The sequence below is a fragment of the Citrobacter sp. RHBSTW-00859 genome, assembly GCF_013729795.1.
Classification (GTDB): domain Bacteria; phylum Pseudomonadota; class Gammaproteobacteria; order Enterobacterales; family Enterobacteriaceae; genus Citrobacter; species Citrobacter braakii.
The window spans coordinates 2,751,199-2,775,471 of the sequence record NZ_CP056284.1; the positions used below are offsets into that span (position 1 = coordinate 2,751,199).

Here is a 24,273-nt window from a genome sequence, read left to right on the forward strand (position 1 = left end):
TTATTAGCGTTTATCTAACAGAGAGGTGATCACATCGCCGCAAAGCTGGATGATGAAGACAATGAGCAAAATCGTCACCGTCGCCACCAGCGTGACGTCGCTGTGGTTGCGCTGGAATCCTTCCAGATAGGCCAAATTCCCTAAACCACCGGCGCCAATCACCCCTGCCATCGCGCTGTAGCTGACCAGCGCAATCAGCGTCACGGTGATCCCGGACACCAGAGCAGGAGAGGATTCCGGCAGTAAAACCCGAAAAATAAGCGTGCTTAGCCGTGCGCCCATTGAACGCGTCGCTTCAATAACGCCTTTGTCGACTTCACGCAGGGCAATTTCGACCAGACGCGCATAAAACGGTGCGGCCCCTACGATCAGCGCAGGCAACGCGGCATTAGCGCCGAGAATGGTGCCAACCATCGCTTTGGTAAACGGGATCAGCAGCACGATCAGAATGATGAACGGGATGGAACGAAAGATATTCACCACCAGCGAAATAACGCTATACACCGCGCGATTGTGAAACAGTCCGCCGCGTGCGGTCAGGAACAGCGCCAGACCAAGTGCAACGCCCAGGACAAAGGTCGCCGCGCCAGAAAGGACCGTCATGTAGAGCGTTTCCTGGGTTGCTGCCAGCAGTTGCTCCCACTTCAGATGAGGAAACAGTTCTTCAGCCATGGTTTATCACCTCGCCTTCAATGTCGCTCTGGCGCAGATCGGCCAAAATATTGTTCAATTGTTCCTCAGAGGCCACAACGTGCACCCAAAGCTGACCAAATACACCGTGCGCGGTTTGCGTCATCTTGCCGTGTAAAATGTTAAACGGCAGGCCATAGCGCAGGGCCAATTCGCCAACCACAGGCCGATGCGTACGTTGCCCGGTAAACGTTAGCTTGATCACCACACCGCCCAGCTCGCTGGCCAACTGTGGGTTAAACTCGTCTTCCTCGGTGTACTGACTCACCTGACGAACAAACTGTCGGGTGATCGGCTGCTGCGGATGGGTAAAAACGTTGAGCACGTCGCCTTCCTCAACGACCCTGCCGTTTTCCATTACCGCCACGCGATCGCAGATTTTGCGTACCACGTGCATTTCATGCGTGATCAGCACAATGGTTAATTTGAAGCGGCGATTAATATCGAGCAGCAAATCGAGGATCTGATCGGTAGTTTGCGGATCCAGCGCCGAAGTGGCTTCGTCACACAGCAGAACGTCAGGATTGTTCGCCAACGCACGGGCAATTCCTACCCGCTGTTTTTGCCCACCGCTAAGCTGGGACGGATACGCATTTTCACGACCGCTCAGCCCCACCAGCGAAATCAGTTCAGCAACTCGCGCTTTAATTGATGCTTTTGGCGCTCCAGCAATTTGCATAGAGAACGCAATATTTTCACTAACCGTTCGTGACCACAGCAAATTGAAGTGTTGAAACACCATGCTGATTTTCAGTCGCGCCTGACGTAAAGATTCCCCACGGGCGGCAGAGATATCGTGGCCGTTAATCGTTACGCTGCCTGAAGTCGGTTTTTCCAGACCATTAAGTAAGCGTATTAAGGTGCTTTTCCCCGCCCCGCTGTAACCAATAATTCCGTAAATCTGTCCCTGTTCAACCGTCAGGTTGACGTTATCGACAGCGGTAATGGCAAGCCTGCCTGGCGTAAACACTTTCGAAATATTTTTCAGGACAATCATGTCGTTTAGGTATCCGCTGCTGCTTATTGTTCTGCTGCTAGCGCTTTTGGCTGTTTAGCAGTATGGATGTCCAAACGAGTTTAATCAGTGAGATTGGCTTTTAAAATGAATTAAAACGCATTTGATATAACTTTTAGAAATATGTTGGTTTGGTCGGCGTTATACACAAAAAGTCAGGGATTGGGATGACAATTACACCTTGTTGCGCAACAAATGCTGCTGCGAACAACCTCTTTATCCATACCTGGAAACAAATTAATGAATATTTTCTGTAAAACTGCACAGAAGTGTTTTGAAACGCTGTTTCCATTTTCCTTTTTGATAATTTTCAGCGTATAATGCGCGCCAATTGTCTCTTGAATGGTTTCAGCACATTGACCTGTAAAACTCAACGACTACAAAACTCACCATCCCGTTGGGCTGAAACACAAGCACACATTCCTCTGCACGCTCTTTCGATGTCACCTATCCTTAGTGCGAGGCATCACAACTTTCGTAACTCAGGTTTAGCTTCCCGTCCGTGCGCGGCGGGAGCCAGATTTCCATATCCTTCTCAACTTAAAGACTAAGACTGTCATGAAAAAGACGAAAATTGTTTGCACCATCGGTCCGAAAACCGAATCCGAAGAGATGTTAACCAAAATGCTGGACGCGGGCATGAACGTCATGCGTCTGAACTTCTCCCACGGGGACTATGAAGAACACGGTCAGCGCATCAAGAATTTGCGCAACGTCATGAGCAAAACCGGCAAGAAAGCCGCAATCCTGCTCGACACCAAAGGTCCGGAAATCCGTACCATCAAACTGGAAGGCGGTAACGACGTTTCCCTGAAAGCGGGCCAGACCTTCACCTTCACCACCGACAAATCCGTTGTCGGCAACAACGAAATCGTTGCTGTTACTTATGAAGGCTTCACTAAAGATCTGTCCGTCGGCAATACCGTTCTGGTTGACGATGGTCTGATCGGCATGGAAGTTACCGCTATCGAAGGTAACAAAGTTATCTGTAAAGTGCTGAACAACGGCGACCTGGGCGAAAACAAAGGCGTTAACCTGCCGGGCGTTTCCATCGCGCTGCCAGCACTGGCTGAAAAAGACAAACAGGACCTGATCTTCGGTTGCGAGCAAGGCGTTGACTTCGTTGCAGCATCCTTTATCCGTAAACGTTCTGACGTCGTTGAAATCCGTGAGCACCTGAAAGCGCACGGCGGCGAAAACATCCAGATCATCTCCAAAATCGAAAACCAGGAAGGCCTGAACAACTTCGACGAAATCCTCGAAGCATCTGACGGCATCATGGTTGCTCGTGGCGACATGGGCGTTGAGATCCCGGTTGAAGAAGTTATCTTCGCGCAGAAGATGATCATCGAAAAATGTATCCGTGCACGTAAAGTCGTTATCACTGCGACCCAGATGCTGGACTCCATGATCAAAAACCCGCGTCCGACCCGCGCTGAAGCCGGTGACGTCGCGAACGCCATCCTCGACGGTACCGATGCAGTCATGCTGTCTGGCGAGTCTGCAAAAGGTAAATACCCGCTGGAAGCCGTCACCATCATGGCAACCATCTGTGAGCGTACCGACCGCGTGATGACCAGCCGTCTGGACTTCAACAACGACAGCCGCAAACTGCGCATCACCGAAGCCGTTTGCCGTGGCGCGGTTGAAACTGCAGAAAAACTGGATGCTCCGCTGATCGTTGTAGCAACCCAGGGCGGTAAATCTGCTCGCGCAGTACGTAAATACTTCCCGGATGCCACCATCCTGGCGCTGACCACCAACGAAACTACCGCGCGTCAGCTGGTGCTGAGCAAAGGCGTAGTTGCACAGGTGGTTAAAGAAATCAGCTCTACCGATGATTTCTATCGTCTGGGTAAAGAAGTCGCTCTGGAAAGCGGTCTGGCTCAGAAAGGTGACGTTGTGGTGATGGTTTCCGGTGCACTGGTTCCGAGCGGCACGACCAACACGGCATCCGTTCACGTGCTGTAATAATTCCAACGCGAATTAATTTGCTTAAAAAAGCGCCCTGGTGGCGCTTTTTTTATTTTATCGATAGCTACAATTAATAAAAAATCAAATCGGATTTCACTATCTAATCCGTGATTATCTAAGATGAATCCGATGGAAGCTTTCTGTTTTCACTCGGGTTTTTAGCCGTTTTTGCACAATTCGATGCTTCTTTGAGCGAACGATCAAAAATAAGTGCATTCCCATCAAAAAAATATTCTCAACATAAAAAACTTTGTGTAATACTTGTAACGCTACATGGAGATTAACTCAATCTAGAGGGTATTAATAATGAATCGTACTAAACTGGTACTGGGCGCGGTAATCCTGGGTTCTACTCTGCTGGCAGGTTGCTCCAGCAACGCTAAAATCGATCAGCTGTCTTCTGACGTTCAGACTCTGAACGCTAAAGTTGACCAGCTGAGCAACGACGTGAACGCAATGCGTTCCGACGTTCAGGCTGCTAAAGATGACGCAGCTCGCGCTAACCAGCGTCTGGACAACGCAGCTACTAAATACCGCAAGTAATAGTATCTGTGTAATAAAAATGGCGCACATTGTGCGCCATTTTTTTTGCTCTGAATTTCCCTTCCCTGTTATTGCGTAGCACGCACCTCTGCATCCTCTCCCGGCACGCCATTCTGTGCAGACTTCACTTCCGCGCCATTGCTTACGACCGACGCTTGCCCGGCCGTTACGGTGACCGGATAGCCAGCACGACGATACAAGGCTCTTTCCACCAAACTATTATCCACGGCTTTATTGTCTTTAAACTGGGTAAAACCGGCTGGCAGCACATACGGCATGGTCTGGACGTTTTGCTCCTCCTCCGGCGACAGCGGTCGATGCACCTCGACATAGCGCATTCCGTTCGGCTCTATCGAATATTTTATCGGCTCATTAATCACCCGAACCGGCGTTCCTGTCCGGACCTGAGCAAACAGTGCTTTGATGTCCGGCGCGTTCATGCGAATACACCCAGAACTTACGCGCAGCCCCACGCTGTCCGGCGCACTGGTGCCATGGATAAGATATTCACCGTTTCCATGCGCCAGACGCAGTGCAAAGCGTCCTAACGGGTTATTTGGCCCGGCAGGTACTACCGGCGGTAATGTTATGCCGCGCTCCAAAGAGCGTTTACGGATGCCTGCTGTAGGGGTCCAGGTCGGATTCGGGATTTTCTGCCCAACCCGGGTTTCCATTACCGGCGTTTCCAGCCCCTGCAAACCGATACCAATTGGGAAAACCTGAACAATATTCTCTCCCGGCGGGAAGTAATACAGACGCAGTTCCGCCAGATTCACAATAATGCCTTCTCGGGGTGCATCCGGTAGCAGTAGTTGCGAGGGAATAGTAATTAGCGTTCCGGGTTTAGGTACGGGGGCAATCGTATTATTGGCTTCAAGGATCAGCATTGCGGCGGTATCAAACTTACGGGCAATCGCCTGTAGGTTTTTATCGCCTTCCTGCACGGTGTAGGTTTGATTTTGCCCAACAAGACGGCTGTTCGCCTGAGGCAAAGGATAATCGACCGCCCATGCGGCCTGAATAGCGCTGTAAGCGCCGATTAGCATTAACGTAATAACAGACGCGCGTTTCATACTCACCCCCCTGGCGTTCCTGCCGGACGGCGTCGAGCGCCCGATCCGGCCTACGAGTCACTGCGTTGCACTACCTCACTCTTTCACGTCGAGCTGAAATTGACGTGTTTTATCAGTTTAGCTAAGAGTTGCGGCTTTGGTGCGAATAGCCCGAATCATCGCCTCCAGCCCTTGTGAACGAGACGGTGTGAGATGCTGTGCGAGCGCCATTTTTTCAAACCACGGACGCACATCAAAATTCACAATATCCTGGGCCGTCATGCGGTCATATAAAATGAATACGACAGCGATAAGCCCTTTCACAATTGCCGCATCGCTGTCGCCTTGTAATTCAATAATTCCTTCAGCATTCTGACGCATGACAATCCATACCTGACTTTGACAGCCCTGGATGCTATTTTCCGTATTACGATCGTCGTCGTTTAATTCCGGCAAACGCTGACCCAGTTCAATAATGTACAGGTATTTCTCTTCCCAATTAGCGCAACGCAGAAAATTACGCAACAACTTTTCTTTATCCGGCAGCGCAGCCATAACGCCTCCCTGTTATCCCAGTAAGTGATGAATACGCTTGAGGCCCGTTACCAGGCGATCCACTTCTTCGTGGGTGTTGTACATGGCAATCGACGCCCGGCACATCGCAGGAACGTTATAGTGGGCCATCAGCGGCATAGCGCAGTGATGCCCTGTCCGCACGGCGATGCCATAGTTATCAAGAAAACTCCCGACATCATAGGCATGATGTTTGCCGAGGTTAAACGCAATCACCCCCAGACGGTTATCCGGCCCGTAGAGCGTTAAATCCGGCACATCCGCCAGCTGTTCCAGCGCATAGCGCATCAGGAATTGTTCATATTCGCTGATTTCAGTAAGCCCCAGCGCGGAAACATATTCAATAGCCGCGCCGAGTCCAATAATTCCCCCGGTGTTTGGCGTTCCGGCTTCAAACCGCCAGGGGGCTTTGGCCCACGTCGTCCCCTGGCTCAGGCTCACCGTCGCAATCATCGACCCACCGCCTTCCCACGGCGGCATCTCCTGCAGCAACGACTCTCTGGCATACAGAACGCCAATACCGGTTGGCCCGTAGAGCTTGTGCCCAGAGAAAACATAGAAGTCGCAATCCAGCGCCTGCACATCAACCTGATGATGCATAACTGCCTGTGCGCCATCCACCAGCACTTTCGCGCCGTATTGATGCGCCAGCTCAATCATCTCAACCAATGGGTTTTCCGTGCCCAGCACGTTAGACACATGGGTAATCGCCAGCAGTTTCGTGCGATCGTCAAACAGCGTCGGCAGCGTTTCCAGTTGCAACGTACCCTCTGTATTGAGCGGAATAACGCGCAGTTCTGCACCTACGCGGGCGCACAACATCTGCCAGGGCACAATATTGGCGTGGTGCTCCATTTCGCTGATGATAATGTTATCGCCCGCCCGCACATTGCTGCCGCCCCAGCTGTTAGCTACCAGGTTGATACCTTCCGTTGTGCCGCGAACAAACACCAGTTCTTCAGCTGAACGGGCATTGATAAACAGCGAGGCGAGCTTGCGCACATTCTCCATTTTTTCCGTGGCCTGCGCGCTCAGCGTATGGATCCCGCGGTGGACCGCGGCATAGCCGTGACGGTAAAACTCGGCTTCGGCATCAATCACCTGGTTAGGCTTTTGCGCGCTGGCGGCGCTATCCAGATACGCCAACGGTAAACCGTTCACTTCACGCGTCAGGACCGGAAAATCAGCCCGCACTTTTTCAATGGGAAATGTCATGCTACGCCTCCCGGCAAGCGTTGGGCGATCCGTGCCAGGACCTGTTGTTTCAGCGTTTCCTCGCCCAGGGCTTCCGTCAGCTCAGCGGCAAACGCATAGAGAATCATTTGTTGGGCATCCTGCTGGCCGATCCCGCGCGAACGCAGATAGAACATCTGCTCGTCGTCGATCCGCCCTACCGTCGCCCCGTGGCTGCATTTCACGTCGTCGGCATAAATTTCAAGCTGCGGTTTGGTATCTACTTCCGCCAGTTTTCCGAGCAGCAAATTATTGTTGGTCATCTGACCGTCGGTTTTAATGGCGTGCTGAGCGACGTTGATCAGGCCATTGAATACCGCCCGCCCCTTATCGCTGACAATCGTTTTATGCAGTTGTCGACTGTTGCAATATCCCTTGTTGTGCGCAAGCCAGGTGCGGGTATCGCAGACTTCATTTTTCACCGGCATCGCCAGGCTGTTAAGCCGAAGCGTGGTGTTTTCGCCGTTAAGCTGGGTGCTGGTGTTATGGCGCAACACCGCATCACCGAGTAAAAAGCTGTGGCTGGCGGCCGTGGCATCAGCGCCCAACTGAATATCATTATGCGCGAAGTGGTGGCTGAGCGGATTCTCAAACGCCAGTTTGATGTGACGCAAGTGTGCGTTTGCCGCGACGTTCATCGTTAATCGTGCACCGGTAAAATGGCGATATTCGCTGAGGCTGACATAGTGTTCAATGACGGTGGCTTCTGCGCCTTCTGCCAGATCCAGATGGTGGCGATAGTGCGCCGTGTTCACCTCATCACCCGCCAGCCCCTGGGTAATGTGCAGCAGCAGCAACGGTTTTGCCGGTCGCTGGTTACGCTTCACCTGAATGTGCGTTACGCTGCGGGAGAGGCTTTCGGTCAGGTGCAGAAAGACTTCCGGTTGGATAGCCGCCGGTAGCGACTGGCGCACATCATCAACGGTAATGTTAAACCCGCTACCTTCCACGCTGTCGCTGAGCGTTGGACAGAATTGCCCGTCAACAAACACCAGGCGGACAGCATCAATAGCCGGCGCTAACGCTTCACACTGGGCGGACGTTATCTCAGTGACATGACTGACAAACTGGCTGTTGGTTAATCCTTCCAGCGGCGTGTATTTCCAGTCCTCATGCTTACGCGTTGGCAGTCCCAGACGCAGCATCTGCTGCAGGTGTTGTTGGGCGTGGTGCGAGCGCGTCTCCCCTTGCGTTTCAAACAGATGATGCCACTGTTGCAGCACGTTACTGCTGTTCGCTAAGCCAGCCATAACCTTGCTCCTCCAGTTGTTTGACCAGCGTGAAATCGCCGGATTTCACAATTCGCCCCTGGTAGAGAACGTGAACATAATCGGGTTTGATGTAATCCAGGATGCGCTGATAGTGGGTGACGATAATGAATGAACGTTGCCCGTCGCGCAGCGAGTTTACGCCATCCGCAACGACTTTCAGCGCGTCGATATCCAGCCCGGAGTCCGACTCATCAAGAATGCACAGCTGAGGTTCCAGCACCGCCATTTGCAAAATGTCATTACGCTTTTTCTCGCCACCGGAGAAACCAACGTTGACCGAACGCGTTAGCAAATCTTCCGGCATCTTCAATAACGTGATTTTCTCTTCCATCAGATCCTGGAAGTCAAACCTGTCCAGCGACTCTTCGCCACGGTAGCTGCGCACCGCATTCAGTGCCGTTTGCAGGAAAAACTGATTACTGACGCCGGGGATTTCTACCGGATACTGAAATGCCATAAAGATCCCTTCACCGGCCCGGTCTTCGGGTGACAGTTCCAGTAAATCCTTACCGTTGAATTCTACCGTCCCGCCGGTGACTTCGTAGTCATCGCGCCCGGCGAGCGTTGCGGAAAGCGTACTTTTCCCGGAACCGTTCGGCCCCATAATGGCGTGTACCTCTCCGGGGCCAATATCCAGGCTCAGCCCACGCAGGATCGCCTTATCTTCCACACTGACCTGTAAATTTTTAATGCTTAACATGTGCTTTCCTTAAATTTTAACCGACGCTGTGTTCAAGACTTATGGCGAGAAGTTTTTGCGCTTCAACGGCAAATTCCAGCGGCAGTTCAGAGAACACGTCTTTACAGAAACCATTAACGATCATCGAAATGGCATCCTCTTCGCTGATGCCGCGCTGCAAACAGTAAAACAGCTGGTCTTCACCAATGCGCGAGGTCGTGGCTTCATGCTCAAGCTGGGCGCTGTTGTTACGACACTCCACATACGGGAAGGTGTGCGCTCCACAATCCGCGCCAATCAGCATCGAGTCGCATTGGGTATAGTTGCGGGCGTTGGTTGCGGTCGGCATGATCTTCACTAAGCCGCGATAGCTGTTTTGACTGTGTCCCGCGGAGATCCCTTTCGAGATAATGGTCGATTTGGTGTTCTTGCCGATGTGGATCATCTTGGTGCCGGTATCGGCCTGCTGATAACCACTGGTCAGCGCGACGGAGTAGAATTCGCCGATAGAGTTGTCGCCGCGCAGAATACAGCTTGGGTATTTCCAGGTAATGGCCGAGCCGGTTTCCGACTGCGTCCACGACATTTTGCTGTTTTCGCCTTCGCACAGAGCGCGCTTGGTGACGAAGTTCAAAATGCCGCCGGTGTTACCATCACCAGGGAACCAGTTTTGTACCGTCGAGTATTTCACTTCGGCATCTTTGTGGATGATGACTTCCACCACCGCGGCATGCAGTTGGTAGCTATCGCGTACCGGGGCTGAACAGCCTTCGATATAGCTGACGTAACTGCCCTCATCCGCAACCAGAATGGTGCGTTCAAACTGACCGGTTTTTTCCGCATTTATACGGAAATAGGTCGACAGTTCCATTGGGCAACGTACACCTTTCGGGACATAAATAAACGTGCCGTCGGAGGCCACCGCCGCATTTAGCGCCGCAAAGAAATTGTCATTACCCGGGACAACCGTACCCAGATATTGTTTTACCAGCTCAGGGTGATCGTGAATCGCCTCACCAAACGAACAGAAAATAATGCCCTGTTCCGCCAGTTTATCGCGATAAGTTGTCGCCACCGACACCGAGTCAAAAATGGCATCAACCGCCACCTCTTTGCCTTCGCGGACCGGCACGCCAAGCTGCTCGAATGCGTCCTCAACTTCTTTACTTAAAAACGCATTCGCCCCCGTTTGCTGCACCGCGCCCGGCTCAGACGCGCAGGTTTCATCGCAATTACCGCAGGACGGCGCGGAGTAATAACTGTACTCCTGATAGTTCAGCTTATCGTAATGCGCTTTTAGCCAGTGCGGCTCTTCCATGGTTAGCCACGCTTTAAAGGCATTCAGGCGAAATTCCAACATCCAGTCGGGTTCATTACGTTTTGCCGAAATCGCACGCACGACATCTTCGTTGATCCCTTTCGCCAGCTCATCGGTTTGTAGATGGGTGAAGAAGCCCTCTTTGTAATTAAGGTGCCCGCCAGCCCAGGTGTTGACATCGTCAGTTGCTTCAGTATTACGAGACATAGTACCGCCTATACCCCAAAACTTTCGCCACAGCCGCATTCGTTCTGGGCTTTCGGGTTATGAAATTTAAATAGCTGATTTAATCCTTCGCGCACGAAATCGACTTCTGTGCCGTCGATGAACGGCATCGCCTGTAACGGTACATAAAGTCTGGCCCCCTCCGTTTCAAACAGCAGATCGTCTTTTTCCGCCTGGCGAACGGTGTCCAGCACGTAGCCAAATCCCGCGCATCCCGTTTGCTTCACACCTAAACGCACGCCTAACATGTCGGGTTGCTTTGCCACCAGCTCGCGGATGTGCGCCGCAGCCGCTGGCGTTAACGTCAGACCACGCCAGGCAAAATCGTCCGGGTTAAATGTTCCTGAATGCAATTCCATAGGGTTACCTCGAGTCACTAGCTTTCAAGCTATAACAACATGTTAGTGATAATGATTATCACTTCAACCCCTCAACAGCAGGGGCATTCGGGTTAATCGCCCTTTTTGACCCCTTTTACTAAGCATAGACCCTGCTGCGTGGGTTAACAGGGATGGATTTTTTTGTTCAATGCATTGATTAATAATGGATTAAGTAATTTCAATCGGCGAGACAGGTCGATAATCAAAAGATGTATAGAAAATGACTATTTCTGTGATAGAAGTGGTAACTTCCTCTGTCAGGCTATACCTAACCAGGGAGTTATCAGAGATGAGATTCGCAGAGCGGTGAACGGAAAAAAGTTAACGGTTGGCTAACCACCCATTGCCATTTTTCACTCGCCCGTAGGCAGGGGTTATATTATTTTCAAGCTGATACGGTGACCAGAACAGCGCACACAGTAATGATTTACCAAAGGGTCTGTTCTGCATTCTTTGTGCGATATAAAGCGGTTTTGATTCTTTAAACTTAAATGTCACCACGGCTATTTTTTGACAACATCGGTCTGCAGACTCACGGCAAGTAGGTACAATCCCGTTCGGGCACTACGTGAAGACAACAAAAAACCCTTAAGGCTGCTTGCTGGCAGGCTTAAGGGTTCCGGCCCCATCCGGCGCTTATCTCCGGCACTCACGATGGCTTAGCTCTTGAAGGGGCGATAAGAATAATCTCACTTCCGGATATGTTTTGTTTAACACAAATTGCGATTTGACTATTTTATAAGCGTATTCAATCAATTATTAGGCGCTGTTTTTCACTGAGCGCGTCCAGCAACAGGCGCAGCCCTGCAGGCTGATGCTCCCGCGAAAGATATAAACCATAAATTGGCAGGCTTTTTGGTTGAAGCTCGGGCAAGAGTCTAACCAGCTTTCCCTGTGCCAGCCCTTCCCGCGCCTCCAGTTCCGGCACCAGCGCAATGCCCGTTCCCGCCAACGCCGACTCACAGAGCAACGAAGAGATCCCGGCGCTCAAATTGCCTTTAATCGCAACAGCGGCAGCCCGCCCCTGGGAATCCAGAAAGTGCCAGGATTTCCCGGCAAACCCGCTGTAGTACAGACAATTATGCCGCGTAAGGTCGTCGATAGTCTCAGGAGTGCCATGTCGATGCAGGTACTCTACAGACGCGCACAGTACCGATTTACAGTCGCCAAGGCGACGGGCGATAGTTCCAGGTTCAGGGTTTTCCGTTATACGGATCGCCACATCAATGCGTTCTCCAACGAGGCTTACCGGTTGATTATTGATCTCCACCTCGATACGCAGTTGTGGATACTTCGTCAGAAACGCGGGCAGTACCGGCGCTAAAATATGCATAGCTGTAAAATGCGCACAGGCCACACGTAGCGTGCCAGAGGGAGTTTGCGCGGCGCTGGCGGCACCAATATCCAGCGAAAGCTGCGCCAGAGAACGCGTTTTCACTAATGCCTCTTCACCCGCTGGCGTGATCGTCAGACGGCGCGACGAGCGATGGATAAGCCTTGCACCCGCCCATTTTTCCATCTCGTCGAGGTAACGACTGACCATCGGACGGGAAAGCCCCAGCGCACGCGCGGCGGCGCTCAGACTGCCCAAATCACAGATATGGTTGAATACCGTTGCCGCCATCACTCTGTCCATTGCATCCCATCCGATCGTTTTATGAAACTCAGCATGTCCTAATAAGGGAATTCTAACAGATCCGAATTTCCTTAAAATACAGGAACTATCAAAAGACAATTCCCTGCACAAGGATACCTGGCATGAAAGTTAAAACGCTGGCCCTGCTGTTACCTCTGTTCGCCTCTTCAACCTTTGCCGCGACGCTACAGCTGGACATCTACAATCCACAGGACAAGGCTATTTTCCCGGTCTCTTCAACGCTGGTTTCAGGACCGAAAGAAGCAATATTGTTTGACGCACAGTTCAGTACTAAAGATGGTGAACAGCTGGTGCAGCTGATTCGCGCCAGCGGTAAAACGCTGAAGGCCATCGTGATCACCTCCGGCGATCCGGATTTCTATTTCGGACTGCAGCCTATCGTCAAAGCCTTCCCACAGGTAAAAGTCCTGGCAACACCGCACGTAGTAGACCATATCCGTGCCACCAAAGAGGCCAAACTGCAATTCTGGGGTCCGCAAATGAAGGATGGCGCACCAACATCGCTCACTGTTCCGCAAGCGACAACGCAAACGCATTTCACAGTTGATGGTGAAACGCTGGAACTGCGCCACCCTAATGATTATGCAGCCTACGTCTGGATCCCGGCGAACCGTGCCATTATTGGCGGTACCGGCGTGGCGTCTGGTATACACGTCTGGACGGCGGATACGCAATCTGCAGAACAGCGTAGCGCGTGGCGTAGCGTACTGAGCGAAATGCAGAAGTTACAACCCACCCAGGTGGTCCCGGGGCATTACATCGGCGAACGCCCTGCGGGCGATAAAGCGATTCGCTTCACACAGGACTATCTGCAATCGTTTGAGCAGGCGTTAGGGGCGAAGAAAGGTTCGGATTATGTGATTAAAACCATCACCGCGGCATGGCCAGGTCTTGCAGACGCAAGTTCTCTGGAGCTAAGTGCGAAGGTTAATACTGGTGAGATGAAGTGGTGATTGAGATTTAACGCAAAAAATAACCCCGAACGCGTGTCGGGGTTTCATTACGATAAGCATACCGGAATCAATGAACGCCCATGCGCCAGGCAAAATAGATCTCTTCTTTTAGTTCAGTCGAAGAAAGCGTCAATAAATCCGCGAACTCCAGCTCTAACTGTTTCAGTCTTTTCAGGTACTGAGCTGGTGAAAGATCGGTTTTATCACGACGTAAAAACTCTATTGCCAGTTGGGCCGGGTCTAATTGGGTAGACATATCATCCTCGCTTGTGTTCAAAACCTGCACAGTATAACACCATTCCCTGTGCAGATAATGACCAAAAGCAATATGCATCACAAAATTGCTGTCGTCAGACGCGACGTGCAGCACAATCGTCCCTGCTCATCGAAGATTTCGATTTGCCATACCTGATGACGGGAGCCGGTATGCACCGCGCGACATACCCCTCTGACGCGCCCTTCCCGTGCCGAGCGAATATGGTTGGCGTTGACCTCCAGGCCCACCACTTTCTGCTCACCCTGAGTACACAGATAGCCAGCCACCGAACCAATGCTCTCAGCCAGCACCACGGACGCGCCGCCGTGCAGTAAACCAAATGGTTGTTTAGTACGGTGGTCAACCGGCATTGTGGCTTCCAGCGTGTCATCGCCAATGTGCACAAAACGAATATCAAGCAGCCCAACCATATTTCCTTCACCCATGGCGTTGAGCGCTTCGAGTGTGACTTCACGTTTCCAGATCATCCTATAATCTCCAGCAGTGCCTGTAATGGATGGCGAACGCCCGTACCTTCAACGCGTTTAACCTGACTGCGACAGGAGTATCCGGTAGCCAGACAACGGTTACGCGGCAATCGTTGCATTGCCTGGTGCCATGATAGCTCATAGATCCCCAGTGAGTTCTGATGATTCTTCACTTCGTGGCCATAGGTGCCCGCCATGCCACAGCACCCTACGCTGATGTTCTCCAGCTTTGCACCAAAGCGGGCAAAAATAGCCGCCCACTGAGCAGGCGCGCCCGGCAGGGCCGTCACTTCGGTACAGTGTCCAAAGAAGTACCACGGTTCACCGCCCACAGCGACTGGCTGCTGTGACTCCACAACTGTCGATAACCATTCGTTGGCGAGTAACACATGGAAATCGCCCCGCTGTTCCCCGAGCGCCAGTTTGTATTCATCGCGATAGCAAAGCACCAGCGCCGGATCGACACCCACCATCGGAATATTCAGCTTCGCCACCCGATTGAGAAACTCAGATGTTTTCTTTGCGGTTTTAGCAAAACGGTTTAAAAAGCCCTTAATATGCTGGGCCTTGCCGTTTGGCGAGAACGGCAGCAGTACAGGCTGCAAACCCAGCTTTTCAACCAGACGTATAAAATCAGCCACCACCTGTGCATCGTAATAGCTGGTGAACGGATCCTGCACCACCAGCACCGTACGGGCTTTTTGCTCAAGGCTGAGTAATTCGAGCTGTTCCAGCGTCATATTGGCGGAACGATGACCAACCAGCTGACGTTGAAGCGACGGCGCAGACAGCAGCGGTAAATCGACCATGCCGATGTGCTTTTTAGCCAGATTACGCACCAGCGGCTGGTTGATGAAGAAGTTAAACGTGTTGGGCGCCCGCGCCATTAACGGCGCATAGCTCTCAACGGTCGCCACCATGTGATCGCGCAACGGCCGCAGATAACGCGTGTGATACAACTGCAGGAAACGTGAGCGGAACTCCGGCACATCGATTTTAATCGGACACTGTGTGGAGCAGGCTTTACACGCCAGACAACCCGACATTGCCTCTTTCACTTCGTGCGAGAAATCGTATTCGCCTTTGCGCGCATGCCAGCTGTTGCGGGTACGGGCAATCAGCGTACGTAAACTGGCACGTTTTTCCGGTAGCTCTTTTTCCAGCTGTAGCGGGTCAATCCCGCGATCTGCCAACAGACGCAGCCATTCACGCACCAGCGTAGCTCGCCCTTTCGGTGAATGGATGCGGTTGAGGCTGATTTTCATCGACGGACACATCGGGCTTTTCGCATCAAAGTTAAAGCATAACCCGTTGCCGTTACACTCCATCGCCCCACGCCACTCCTGGCGTACGGCCAGCGGGATCTGACGGTCATACGTTCCGCGCTTCACCGCGTCCACTTTCATCATCGGCGCATCAACATCTTCCGGTGGACAGATTTTGCCAGGATTGAGCCGGTTTTGCGGATCAAACACCGATTTCACTTTACGCAGTTCGCGATACAATTCCTCACCGAAGAACGCCGGGCTATATTCTGCACGAAAACCTTTCCCGTGCTCGCCCCACAGCAGACCGCCATATTTTGCCGTCAGCGCGACAACATCGTCAGAAATGCGTTTCATCAGCACTTCCTGCTGCGGGTCGCACATATCCAGCGCCGGTCTGACGTGCAGCACGCCTGCATCTACGTGACCAAACATGCCGTAACTCAGGCCGTGGCTATCGAGCAGCGCACGGAACTCGGCAATATAGTCAGCCAGATGTTCCGGCGGAACGCAGGTATCTTCAGCAAACGGAATCGGCTTCGCGGCCCCTTTCGCATTCCCCAGCAGACCGACGGCTTTTTTACGCATCGCGTAAATGCGCTCGACGCCTGCCAGCTCGGTACATAGCTGCCAGCCTATAACGCCCGCTTCCTGACGCGCGATTAAGCCATCCAGCCGTTCGCACAGTGCGCTGACCTGCGAATCAATCAATGCTTCATCGTCACCGGCAAACTCCACAATATTCAGACCCAGCATCTCTTTATCCGCCACATCGGTAATCAATTCACTTACCGAGTGCCAGACAATATCTTCCCGTGCCAGGTTAAGCACTTTGGAGTCGACGGTTTCTACCGACAGCGCGCGCGCTTCCACCATCACCGGGGCATTTCGCAATGCCGAGTCGAAAGAGTCGTACTTAACGTTAACCAGTTGTCTGACTTTGGGTAGTGGCGTGATATCCAGACGGGCTTCGGTGATAAACGCCAGCGTACCTTCAGAGCCAGTAAGAATGCGGGTTAAATCAAATTCGGTCATCTCATCGTTAAAGACGTGCCGCAGATCGTAACCGGTCAGGAAGCGATTAAGTTTCGGGAATTTATCAATGATCAGTTGTCGGTTGTCGCGGCAACGCTCATAAACCGTCTTGTAGATGCGGCCAATAGTGGTGTTGCTATTACCCAGCGTTTGGGCAAGTTCGACCGGCATTGGCTGGGTATCAAGAATATCGCCGCCCATCAGCACCGCGCGGATACCCAGCACGTGATCGGAGGTTTTACCGTAAACCAACGAGCCTTGTCCGGATGCGTCGGTATTGATCATCCCCCCCAGCGTTGCCCGGTTACTGGTGGATAACTCGGGGGCAAAGAAATAGCCGTAAGGCTTCAGAAACTGGTTGAGCTGGTCTTTTATCACCCCGGCTTCAACCCGCACCCAACCTTCCTGCACATTGATTTCAATGATGCGGCTCATATAGCGGGACATATCAACAATAATGCCCTGATTCAGCGCCTGACCGTTGGTCCCGGTGCCGCCACCGCGTGGGGTAAAAATCAACGAAGAGAAAAGAGGTTCCGCCGCCAGACGAGCAATGAGCGCCACATCTGCGGTTGAACGAGGGAATACGACAGCATCAGGAAGCAGCTGATAAATACTGTTATCCGTCGACATTGTCAGACGATCGGCATAGCTCGTTGCCGTATCGCCCGTAAATCCTTGCTGCTCCAGTGCCTGCAAAAAATTGAGCACCAGTTGAACGACACCTGGCGCCTGAGAAATTTGTGGAATCATTATAGTGACCCTTTCCTGCGGTCTGTGTTGTGAATTTAATCGTTTGCGTGTTGCTTTGTTTGTTGTATCACATTTTTTTCTAATACGCTCAGCAGATTTACAGGCAGAATCCGCCTGTTAAAAACCGCTGAAATTGCTCATCATTACAGGGTGTCATTTAAGTGTTCACGTCGCGTCAACGTTCTGGCGCAAAGACAAAGGTGAAAAGTATTTATGGTAAATTTCCGCCAGCCCAAGGATATTGCACAAGTGCTGCTATCGGCGCTGTTTTTAGCCGTCATGATTGTGGCCTGTCTTTGGATTGTTCAGCCCTTTATCCTCGGTTTTGCATGGGCGGGGACGGTGGTCATTGCGACCTGGCCGATCCTGCTACGCTTACAAAAATTGCTCTGGGGCCGTCGCTCGCTGGCCGTGCTGGTGATGACCCTGCTGCTGGTGCTGTTGTTCATCATTCCTATCGCGCTACTGGTCAATAGCATTGTTGATGGCAGCGGGCCATTGATCCATGCCGTAACCGCAGGCGATATGACCCTGCCGGATCTGGCGTGGCTGAACAGTATTCCGTTGGTCGGCGCAAAATTGTATGCCGCGTGGCACAGTCTGCTGGATATGGGCGGCGCGGCCATCATGGCCAAGGTTCGTCCTTATATCGGCACGACGACGACCTGGTTTGTTGGCCAGGCTGCACATCTTGGCCGCTTTATGATGCACTGTGGTCTGATGCTGCTGTTCAGCGCCCTGCTGTACTGGCGCGGTGAACAGGTGGCGTTAGGTATTCGCCACTTCGCTTGTCGCCTGGCATCCAAACGTGGCGATGCCGCCATTCTGCTGGCAGCACAAGCCATTCGCGCCGTCGCATTAGGGGTTGTGGTCACCGCGCTGGTGCAGGCAGTGCTCGGTGGTATTGGTCTGGCGGTAACCGGCGTGCCGTACGCCACGTTGCTGGCGGTATTGATGATCCTGTCTTGTCTGGTGCAACTGGGGCCATTGCCGGTGCTGGTCCCGGCCATTATCTGGCTGTACTGGACGGGCGATTCAACCTGGGGCACGGTGCTGCTGGTGTGGAGCGGCGTGGTCGGAACGCTGGATAACGTTATTCGCCCGATGCTGATTCGCATGGGGGCCGATTTGCCGCTGATCCTGATTCTCTCAGGGGTCATCGGCGGACTGATTGCCTTCGGCATGATTGGTCTGTTTATCGGCCCGGTGGTACTGGCCGTGTCCTGGCGTCTGTTCTCCGCCTGGGTAAACGAAGCCCCTGCGCCAGGTAGCGATCCCGACGAAATCCTCGAAGAAATTGCTGAAATCGAACGCAATAAGTAATCCCACGTCAGGCGGCACCGCCGCCTGATTGTTTAACATTGCTAATCAATTCCGCCCACTTACTGAATAAGACCCAACGTTATTCTTCTTTAAATACTCATTTGCTTCGCAAATTATTTACAGTTTTTAAACTATTGAGATGAATCTGATCGACGTAAAAAATCAGTATGCCTACTATTAGCCCATGGCTTTAGATCAACACATTGATTTATAAGCATGGAAATCCCCTGAGTGAAACAACGAATTGCTGTGTGTAGTCTTTGCCCATCTCCCACGATGGGCTTTTTTTTGTCCTTCGCGCGCCTCGCCACCAGCCTTACCGCAACACAGAACCCCTCTTCCCCGTTGATAAACAAATAATATTGCACAAGATACTGTGACTCTCTTCAAGCCGAAATATCCACAGCAATGTTATTACTATTCCACCGTCTTTTATGAGGTGATCAAATAATGAACGCATTAGAACTCCAGGCTATCCGCCATATTTTTGCTATGACGGTAGAAGAAAGCGCTATGGGTAATGACTCCAACTTACTGATAGTGTTTTATGTTCAGATAATGCCCGATGACCTTGTCATGCAGCTCCACCGATTTTGAGAACGACAGTGACTTCCGTCCCAGCCTTGCCAGATGTTGTCTCAGATTCAGGTTATGTCGCTCAATGCGCTGAGTGTAACGCTTGCTGATTACGTGCAGCTTTCCCTTCAGGCGGGATTCATACAGCGGCCAGCCATCCGTCATCCATACCACGACCTCAAAGGCCGACAGCAGGCTCAGAAGACGCTCCAGTGTGGCCAGAGTGCGTTCACCGAAGACGTGCGCCACAACCGTCCTCCGTATCCTGTCATACGCGTAAAACAGCCAGCGCTGACGTGATTTAGCACCGACGTAGCCCCACTGTTCGTCCATTTCCGCGCAGACGATGACGTCACTGCCCGGCTGTATGCGCGAGGTTACCGACTGCGGCCTGAGTTTTTTAAGTGACGTAAAATCGTGTTGAGGCCAACGCCCATAATGCGGGCGGTTGCCCGGCATCCAACGCCATTCATGGCCATATCAATGATTTTCTGGTGCGTACCGGGTTGAGAAGCGGTGTAAGTGAACTGCAGTTGCCATGTTTTACGGCAGTGAGAGCAGAGATAGCGCTGATGTCCGGCAGTGCTTTTGCCGTTACGCACCACCCCGTCAGTAGCTGAACAGGAGGGACAGCTGATAGAAACAGAAGCCACTGGAGCACCTCAAAAACACCATCATACACTAAATCAGTAAGTTGGCAGCATCACCTAAACGCCATGCTATGTAGGCACAATATCAGCGCCTCGGTATATTAATCACAAGGTCGCCGCAATTTAAACAAAATCGACGAGCACAGAACAATTTTAAAATCCGCAAGGAGTTGTGAACATGTCTCAAAATAAGACCTTTAATACGCCATTCCTTTTGGCGATAATCTGTATTTATTTAAGTTATTTTTTACACGGCATTAGCGTCATTACACTGGCGCAAAATATGAGCTCTCTCGCAGAAAAATTCTCCACTGACAATGCTGGGATAGCCTATTTAATTTCCGGCATTGGTCTTGGTCGCCTGGTGAGTATTTTATTCTTTGGCGTGCTCTCAGATAAATTTGGTAGACGGGCTATCATTCTGTTAGGGGCAATTCTGTACATGCTGTTTTTCTTCGGCATTCCCGCCAGCCCGAATCTGATGATTGCCTTTATTCTCGCTGTTTGTGTCGGCGTCGCTAACTCGGCCCTGGATACAGGTGGCTATCCGGCATTGATGGAATGCTTCCCTAAGGCATCTGGGTCAGCGGTTATCCTGGTTAAAGCGATGGTCTCATTCGGGCAGATGATCTACCCCATCGTCGTCAGCACCATGCTGCTCAACCATATCTGGTACGGCTATGCGGTCATTATCCCGGGGATACTGTTCGTCGTCATAACGTTGATGCTGCTCAAAAGCCGCTTCCCCAGCCAGATGGTGGATGCGGGCATTGCAAAAGAGCTACCACAGATGAACAGTAAACCGCTGGTCTGGCTGGAAGGCGTAGCCTCCGTTATGTTTGGGGTGGCCGCATTTTCGACCTTTTACGTCATCGTAGTCTGGATGCCGAAATACGCGATGGCATTTGCCGGCATGGCAGAAGCCGACGCGCTGAAAACCATCTCTTACTACAGTATGGGATCGCTGGTCTGCGTGTTTATTTTTGCTGTACTGCTCAAGAAAATGGTTCGACCCATTTGGGCGAATGTGTTTAACGCCGGGCTGGCAACCCTCACCGCAGCGATTATCTATTTATATCCATCCCCATTGGTGTGTAACGCCGGTTCATTTCTTATCGGGTTTTCTGCCGCAGGCGGTATTTTACAGCTCGGCGTTTCGGTGATGTCAGAGTTTTTCCCCAGGAGCAAAGCCAAGGTCACCAGTATTTATATGATGATGGGGGGCGTAGCCAACTTTATTATCCCATTAATCACCGGATACCTTTCAAACATTGGCCTGCAGTACATCATTTTGCTGGACCTCGCATTTGCTTTGCTGGCCTTCATCACCGCCATCATCGTCTTTATTCGTTACTACCGCGTATTTGATATTCCCAAAAATGATGTGCGGTTGGGCGAACGTTATTTTCAATAAATTGCTTAGAAGGAGTATCAAATGGACGTAACTGCAAAATATGAACTGATTGGCCTGATGGCCTACCCTATCAGACACAGCTTGTCGCCTGAAATGCAAAATAAGGCATTAGAAAAAGCGGGATTACCTTTTACCTACATGGCATTTGAAGTCGATAACTCCACGTTTGCTAAGGAAGGTGCGAACAAGTCCCTGATATGAGATCATGTTTGTCATCTGGAGCCATGGAACAGGGTTCATCATGAGTCATCAACTTACCTTCGCCGACAGTGAATTCAGCAGTAAGCGCCGTCAGACCAGAAAAGAGATTTTCTTGTCCCGTATGGAGCAGATTCTGCCATGGCAAAACATGGTGGAAGTCATCGAGCCGTTTTACCCCAAGGCTGGTAATGGCCGGCGACCTTATCCGCTGGAAACCATGCTACGCATTCACTGCATGCAGCATTGGTACAACCTGAGCGATGGCGCGATGGAAGATGCTCTGTACGAAATCGCCTCCATGCGTCGGTTTGCCCGGTTATCCCTGGATAGCGCCTTGCCTGACCGCACCACCATCATGAATTTCCGCCACCTGCTGGAGCAGCATCAACTGGCCCGCCAATTGTTCAAGACCATCAATCGCTGGCTGGCCGAAGCAGGCGTCATGATGACTCAAGGCACCTTGGTCGATGCCACCATCATTGAGGCACCCAGCTCGACCAAGAACAAAGAGCAGCAACGCGATCCGGAGATGCATCAGACCAAGAAAGGCAATCAGTGGCACTTTGGCATGAAGGCCCACATTGGTGTCGATGCCAAGAGTGGCCTGACCCACAGCCTAGTCACCACCGCGGCCAACGAGCATGACCTCAATCAGCTGGGTAATCTGCTGCATGGAGAGGAGCAATTTGTCTCAGCCGATGCCGGCTACCAAGGGGCGCCACAGCGCGAGGAGCTGGCCGAGGTGGATGTGGACTGGCTGATCGCCGAGCGCCCCGGCAAGGTAAGAACCTTGAAACAGCATCCACGCAAGAACAAAACGGCCATCAACATCGAATACATGAAAGCCAGCATCCGGGCCAAGGTGGAGCACCCATTTCGCATCATCAAGCGACAGTTCGGCTTCGTGAAAGCCAGATACAAGGGGTTGCTGAAAAACGATAACCAACTGGCGATGTTATTCACGCTGGCCAACCTGTTTCGGGCGGACCAAATGATACGTCAGTGGGAGAGATCTCACTAAAAACTGGGGATAACGCCTTAAATGGCGAAGAAACGGTCTAAATAGGCTGATTCAAGGCATTTACGGGAGAAAAAATCGGCTCAAACATGAAGAAATGAAATGACTGAGTCAGCCGAGAAGAATTTCCCCGCTTATTCGCACCTTCCCTAATGCGATTGCCGGGCTGAAGGCCTTAAAAATGCGCGGTACCGGAGTCTCAATGCCCAACAAGCAACTGGCATGTGAATATGTTGATGAATTAACGCCTGCAGCCAAACTGGTCGGCGCGATTAATACTATCGTCAATGATGATGGTTACCTGCGCGGCTACAATACTGATGGCACGGGGCATATTCGCGCCATCAAGGAAAGCGGTTTCGATATCAGGGGTAAAACCATGGTACTGTTGGGCGCAGGCGGCGCGTCAACGGCCATTGGTGCCCAGGCGGCGATTGAAGGCATCAAAGAAATCAAACTCTTTAACCGTCAAGATGAGTTCTTTGCCAAAGCACAGGAATTCGCCAAACGTGTTAATGAAAATACCGATTGCGTGGTCACCGTTATCGATCTCGACGATCGAGAGGCTTTTGCGGACGCACTGGCCAGCGCGGATATTCTGACCAACGGTACGAAAGTGGGAATGAAGCCGCTGGAGAACGAATCTCTGGTGACCGACGTTTCCCTGCTACGCCCGGATCTGCTGGTGACTGAATGCGTCTACAACCCGCATATGACCAAATTATTGCAACAGGCACAACTTGCCGGTTGCAAAACGATTGATGGTTACGGCATGTTGTTATGGCAAGGGGCTGAACAGTTTAAACTCTGGACCGGGAAAGATTTCCCTCTTGAGTATGTGAAACAGGTTATGGGTTTTGCAGCCTGATGGGCAAGCATTTGTAAAATATTTAAAGGGTAATCGATGAAAACCGTAACCGTAAAAAACCTCGTCATTGGCGAGGGTGCGCCGAAGATCATTGTCTCACTGATGGGTAAAGACATCGCAACGGTAAAAAGCGAAGCGCTGGCCTATCGCGAGGCGGATTTCGACATTCTGGAATGGCGCGTTGACCATTTCACCGAGGTGTCCTCCGTTGATGCCGTACTGGAAGCTGCACGCGCCATCCGCGATGTGATGGCTGACAAACCGCTGCTGTTCACCTTCCGTAGTGCCAAAGAAGGTGGTGAACAGGCGCTGGCTGTCGAAAACTATATTGCGTTAAACCGTGCGGCGGTAGATAGCGGTCTGGTCGATATGATCGACCTGGAGCTTTTCACCGGTGACGAACTGATTAAAGCCACCGTCGAATATGCACATGCAAAAAATGTCGCCGTCATTATGTCGAATCATGATTTCCATAAGACGCCAGCGGCACAAGAGATTGTCCTGCGCCTGCGTAAAATGCAGGAGCTTGGCGCTGATATCCCGAAAATCGCCCTGATGCCGCAAAACAAGACGGATGTATTGACCCTGCTTGGCGCCACGCTGGAAATGCAGGAACGCTATGCCGATCGCCCGATCATTACTATGTCGATGGCCAAAACAGGGGTGATTTCACGTCTGTCCGGTGAGGTTTTCGGTTCAGCGGCAACCTTTGGTGCGGTGAAAAAAGCCTCTGCCCCTGGGCAAATTTCGGTCACCGATCTACGTACCGTTTTGACCATATTGCATCAGGCGTAATAGTACCGTTTATCCATATTAATATCAGTAATGCCCTGCCCCAGATATTCGCTTAATCACGAATATCG

Annotated in this window: 22 protein-coding genes, 1 other RNA gene and 3 pseudogenes; 12 read left to right on the plus strand and 14 right to left on the minus strand. The window is 51.7% G+C overall.

Annotated elements, in window-relative coordinates; genetic code table 11:
- Positions 1–3 precede the first annotated feature (3 nt).
- Positions 4–672 (minus strand): methionine ABC transporter permease, encoded by a 669-nt coding sequence (locus HV302_RS13750; protein WP_016152914.1) that lies wholly within the window; start codon positions 670–672, stop codon positions 4–6.
- Positions 665–1,687 (minus strand): methionine ABC transporter ATP-binding protein, encoded by a 1,023-nt coding sequence (locus HV302_RS13755; protein WP_181625968.1) that lies wholly within the window; start codon positions 1,685–1,687, stop codon positions 665–667. Before HV302_RS13755 ends, HV302_RS13750 begins: the two co-directional genes overlap by 8 nt.
- A gap of 338 nt (positions 1,688–2,025) precedes the next feature.
- Here HV302_RS13755 and ynhH point away from each other — a divergent pair, with 338 nt between their 5' ends.
- The 3 genes from ynhH (at position 2,026) to lpp (ending at position 4,222) form a co-directional block, all read left to right on the plus strand.
- Positions 2,026–2,256: a protein YnhH gene (ynhH, locus tag HV302_RS28600; protein WP_419095934.1), complete on the plus strand. Its 231-nt coding sequence runs from the start codon at positions 2,026–2,028 to the stop codon at positions 2,254–2,256.
- Positions 2,257–2,263: 7 nt separating this feature from the next.
- The gene (gene pykF / locus HV302_RS13760; RefSeq protein WP_016152912.1) at positions 2,264–3,676 is read left to right on the plus strand and encodes a pyruvate kinase PykF; all 1,413 of its coding nucleotides are present in this window, start codon (positions 2,264–2,266) and stop codon (positions 3,674–3,676) included.
- A 309-nt stretch (positions 3,677–3,985) separates the two neighbouring features.
- Positions 3,986–4,222, plus strand: a complete 237-nt coding sequence (lpp, locus tag HV302_RS13765; protein ID WP_003029373.1) for a murein lipoprotein Lpp — start codon at positions 3,986–3,988, stop codon at positions 4,220–4,222.
- A gap of 68 nt (positions 4,223–4,290) precedes the next feature.
- On the opposite strand, the gene ldtE is transcribed toward lpp, so the two are convergent.
- The 8 genes from ldtE to HV302_RS13805 form a co-directional block, all read right to left on the minus strand.
- The gene (gene ldtE, locus HV302_RS13770) at positions 4,291–5,295 is read right to left on the minus strand and encodes a L,D-transpeptidase LdtE (RefSeq protein ID WP_016152911.1); all 1,005 of its coding nucleotides are present in this window, start codon (positions 5,293–5,295) and stop codon (positions 4,291–4,293) included.
- A 117-nt stretch (positions 5,296–5,412) separates the two neighbouring features.
- On the minus strand, positions 5,413–5,829 hold the full coding sequence (gene sufE, locus HV302_RS13775) for a cysteine desulfuration protein SufE (RefSeq protein WP_016152910.1): 417 nt from the start codon (positions 5,827–5,829) through the stop codon (positions 5,413–5,415).
- 12 nt (positions 5,830–5,841) lie between these two features.
- Complete coding sequence (sufS, locus tag HV302_RS13780; RefSeq protein ID WP_080858722.1) at positions 5,842–7,062, minus strand: cysteine desulfurase SufS; 1,221 nt, start codon at positions 7,060–7,062, stop codon at positions 5,842–5,844.
- The gene (gene sufD, locus HV302_RS13785) at positions 7,059–8,330 is read right to left on the minus strand and encodes a Fe-S cluster assembly protein SufD (RefSeq protein WP_103283866.1); all 1,272 of its coding nucleotides are present in this window, start codon (positions 8,328–8,330) and stop codon (positions 7,059–7,061) included. Before sufD ends, sufS begins: the two co-directional genes overlap by 4 nt.
- On the minus strand, positions 8,305–9,051 hold the full coding sequence (sufC, locus tag HV302_RS13790) for a Fe-S cluster assembly ATPase SufC (protein ID WP_181625969.1): 747 nt from the start codon (positions 9,049–9,051) through the stop codon (positions 8,305–8,307). Before sufC ends, sufD begins: the two co-directional genes overlap by 26 nt.
- Before the next feature lie 16 nt (positions 9,052–9,067).
- On the minus strand, positions 9,068–10,555 hold the full coding sequence (sufB, locus tag HV302_RS13795; protein ID WP_016152906.1) for a Fe-S cluster assembly protein SufB: 1,488 nt from the start codon (positions 10,553–10,555) through the stop codon (positions 9,068–9,070).
- An 8-nt stretch (positions 10,556–10,563) separates the two neighbouring features.
- Positions 10,564–10,932, minus strand: coding sequence for a Fe-S cluster assembly scaffold SufA (gene sufA, locus HV302_RS13800; RefSeq protein WP_016152905.1), 369 nt, complete (start codon positions 10,930–10,932; stop codon positions 10,564–10,566).
- A gap of 769 nt (positions 10,933–11,701) precedes the next feature.
- Complete coding sequence (locus tag HV302_RS13805) at positions 11,702–12,589, minus strand: LysR family transcriptional regulator (protein WP_181625971.1); 888 nt, start codon at positions 12,587–12,589, stop codon at positions 11,702–11,704.
- Between the two features lie 122 nt (positions 12,590–12,711).
- Between HV302_RS13805 and HV302_RS13810 the strand changes: the two genes are divergently transcribed.
- Positions 12,712–13,563 (plus strand): Vmh family MBL fold metallo-hydrolase, encoded by an 852-nt coding sequence (locus HV302_RS13810; RefSeq protein ID WP_181625973.1) that lies wholly within the window; start codon positions 12,712–12,714, stop codon positions 13,561–13,563.
- A gap of 67 nt (positions 13,564–13,630) precedes the next feature.
- On the opposite strand, the gene HV302_RS13815 is transcribed toward HV302_RS13810, so the two are convergent.
- The 3 genes from HV302_RS13815 to ydiJ form a co-directional block, all read right to left on the minus strand.
- On the minus strand, positions 13,631–13,819 hold the full coding sequence (locus HV302_RS13815; RefSeq protein ID WP_029139522.1) for a YdiH family protein: 189 nt from the start codon (positions 13,817–13,819) through the stop codon (positions 13,631–13,633).
- A 77-nt stretch (positions 13,820–13,896) separates the two neighbouring features.
- Positions 13,897–14,307: a 1,4-dihydroxy-2-naphthoyl-CoA hydrolase gene (gene menI, locus HV302_RS13820; protein ID WP_016152900.1), complete on the minus strand. Its 411-nt coding sequence runs from the start codon at positions 14,305–14,307 to the stop codon at positions 13,897–13,899.
- Positions 14,304–17,360 (minus strand): D-2-hydroxyglutarate dehydrogenase YdiJ, encoded by a 3,057-nt coding sequence (gene ydiJ, locus HV302_RS13825; protein WP_141875122.1) that lies wholly within the window; start codon positions 17,358–17,360, stop codon positions 14,304–14,306. The genes menI and ydiJ overlap by 4 nt, the downstream gene beginning before the upstream one ends.
- Before the next feature lie 213 nt (positions 17,361–17,573).
- Between ydiJ and ydiK the strand changes: the two genes are divergently transcribed.
- From ydiK to HV302_RS28605, 3 genes and pseudogenes are all read left to right on the plus strand, one after another.
- Entirely contained in the window at positions 17,574–18,683 is a 1,110-nt protein-coding gene (gene ydiK, locus HV302_RS13830) for an AI-2E family transporter YdiK (protein WP_016156362.1), read from the plus strand.
- Positions 18,684–18,867: 184 nt separating this feature from the next.
- Positions 18,868–18,975, plus strand: an RNA gene (gene rprA / locus HV302_RS13835) — antisense sRNA RprA.
- Between the two features lie 158 nt (positions 18,976–19,133).
- A pseudogene (locus HV302_RS28605) lies at positions 19,134–19,196 on the plus strand (Aca2/YdiL-like domain-containing protein); the annotation flags it as partial.
- 18 nt (positions 19,197–19,214) lie between these two features.
- On the opposite strand, the gene HV302_RS13845 reads toward HV302_RS28605, so the two are convergent.
- Positions 19,215–19,912 (minus strand): IS1 family transposase gene (locus HV302_RS13845; RefSeq protein ID WP_223429336.1). Its coding sequence is split into 2 segments (ribosomal slippage): positions 19,215–19,663 and positions 19,663–19,912, totalling 699 coding nucleotides; the frame shifts between segments, so codons are not numbered across the junction.
- A 175-nt stretch (positions 19,913–20,087) separates the two neighbouring features.
- Between HV302_RS13845 and HV302_RS13850 the strand changes: the two genes are divergently transcribed.
- The 5 genes and pseudogenes from HV302_RS13850 (at position 20,088) to aroD (ending at position 24,205) form a co-directional block, all read left to right on the plus strand.
- Complete coding sequence (locus HV302_RS13850; RefSeq protein WP_181625975.1) at positions 20,088–21,323, plus strand: MFS transporter; 1,236 nt, start codon at positions 20,088–20,090, stop codon at positions 21,321–21,323.
- A 21-nt stretch (positions 21,324–21,344) separates the two neighbouring features.
- Positions 21,345–21,491: pseudogene (locus tag HV302_RS13855) on the plus strand (quinate/shikimate dehydrogenase); the annotation flags it as partial.
- Positions 21,492–21,564: 73 nt separating this feature from the next.
- Positions 21,565–22,545 (plus strand): IS5-like element IS5 family transposase, encoded by a 981-nt coding sequence (locus HV302_RS13860; RefSeq protein WP_042934497.1) that lies wholly within the window; start codon positions 21,565–21,567, stop codon positions 22,543–22,545.
- Positions 22,546–22,684: 139 nt separating this feature from the next.
- A pseudogene (ydiB, locus tag HV302_RS13865) lies at positions 22,685–23,410 on the plus strand (quinate/shikimate dehydrogenase); the annotation flags it as partial.
- A 36-nt stretch (positions 23,411–23,446) separates the two neighbouring features.
- Positions 23,447–24,205, plus strand: a complete 759-nt coding sequence (gene aroD / locus HV302_RS13870; RefSeq protein WP_047500321.1) for a type I 3-dehydroquinate dehydratase — start codon at positions 23,447–23,449, stop codon at positions 24,203–24,205.
- The last annotated feature ends 68 nt before the right edge of the window (positions 24,206–24,273 follow it).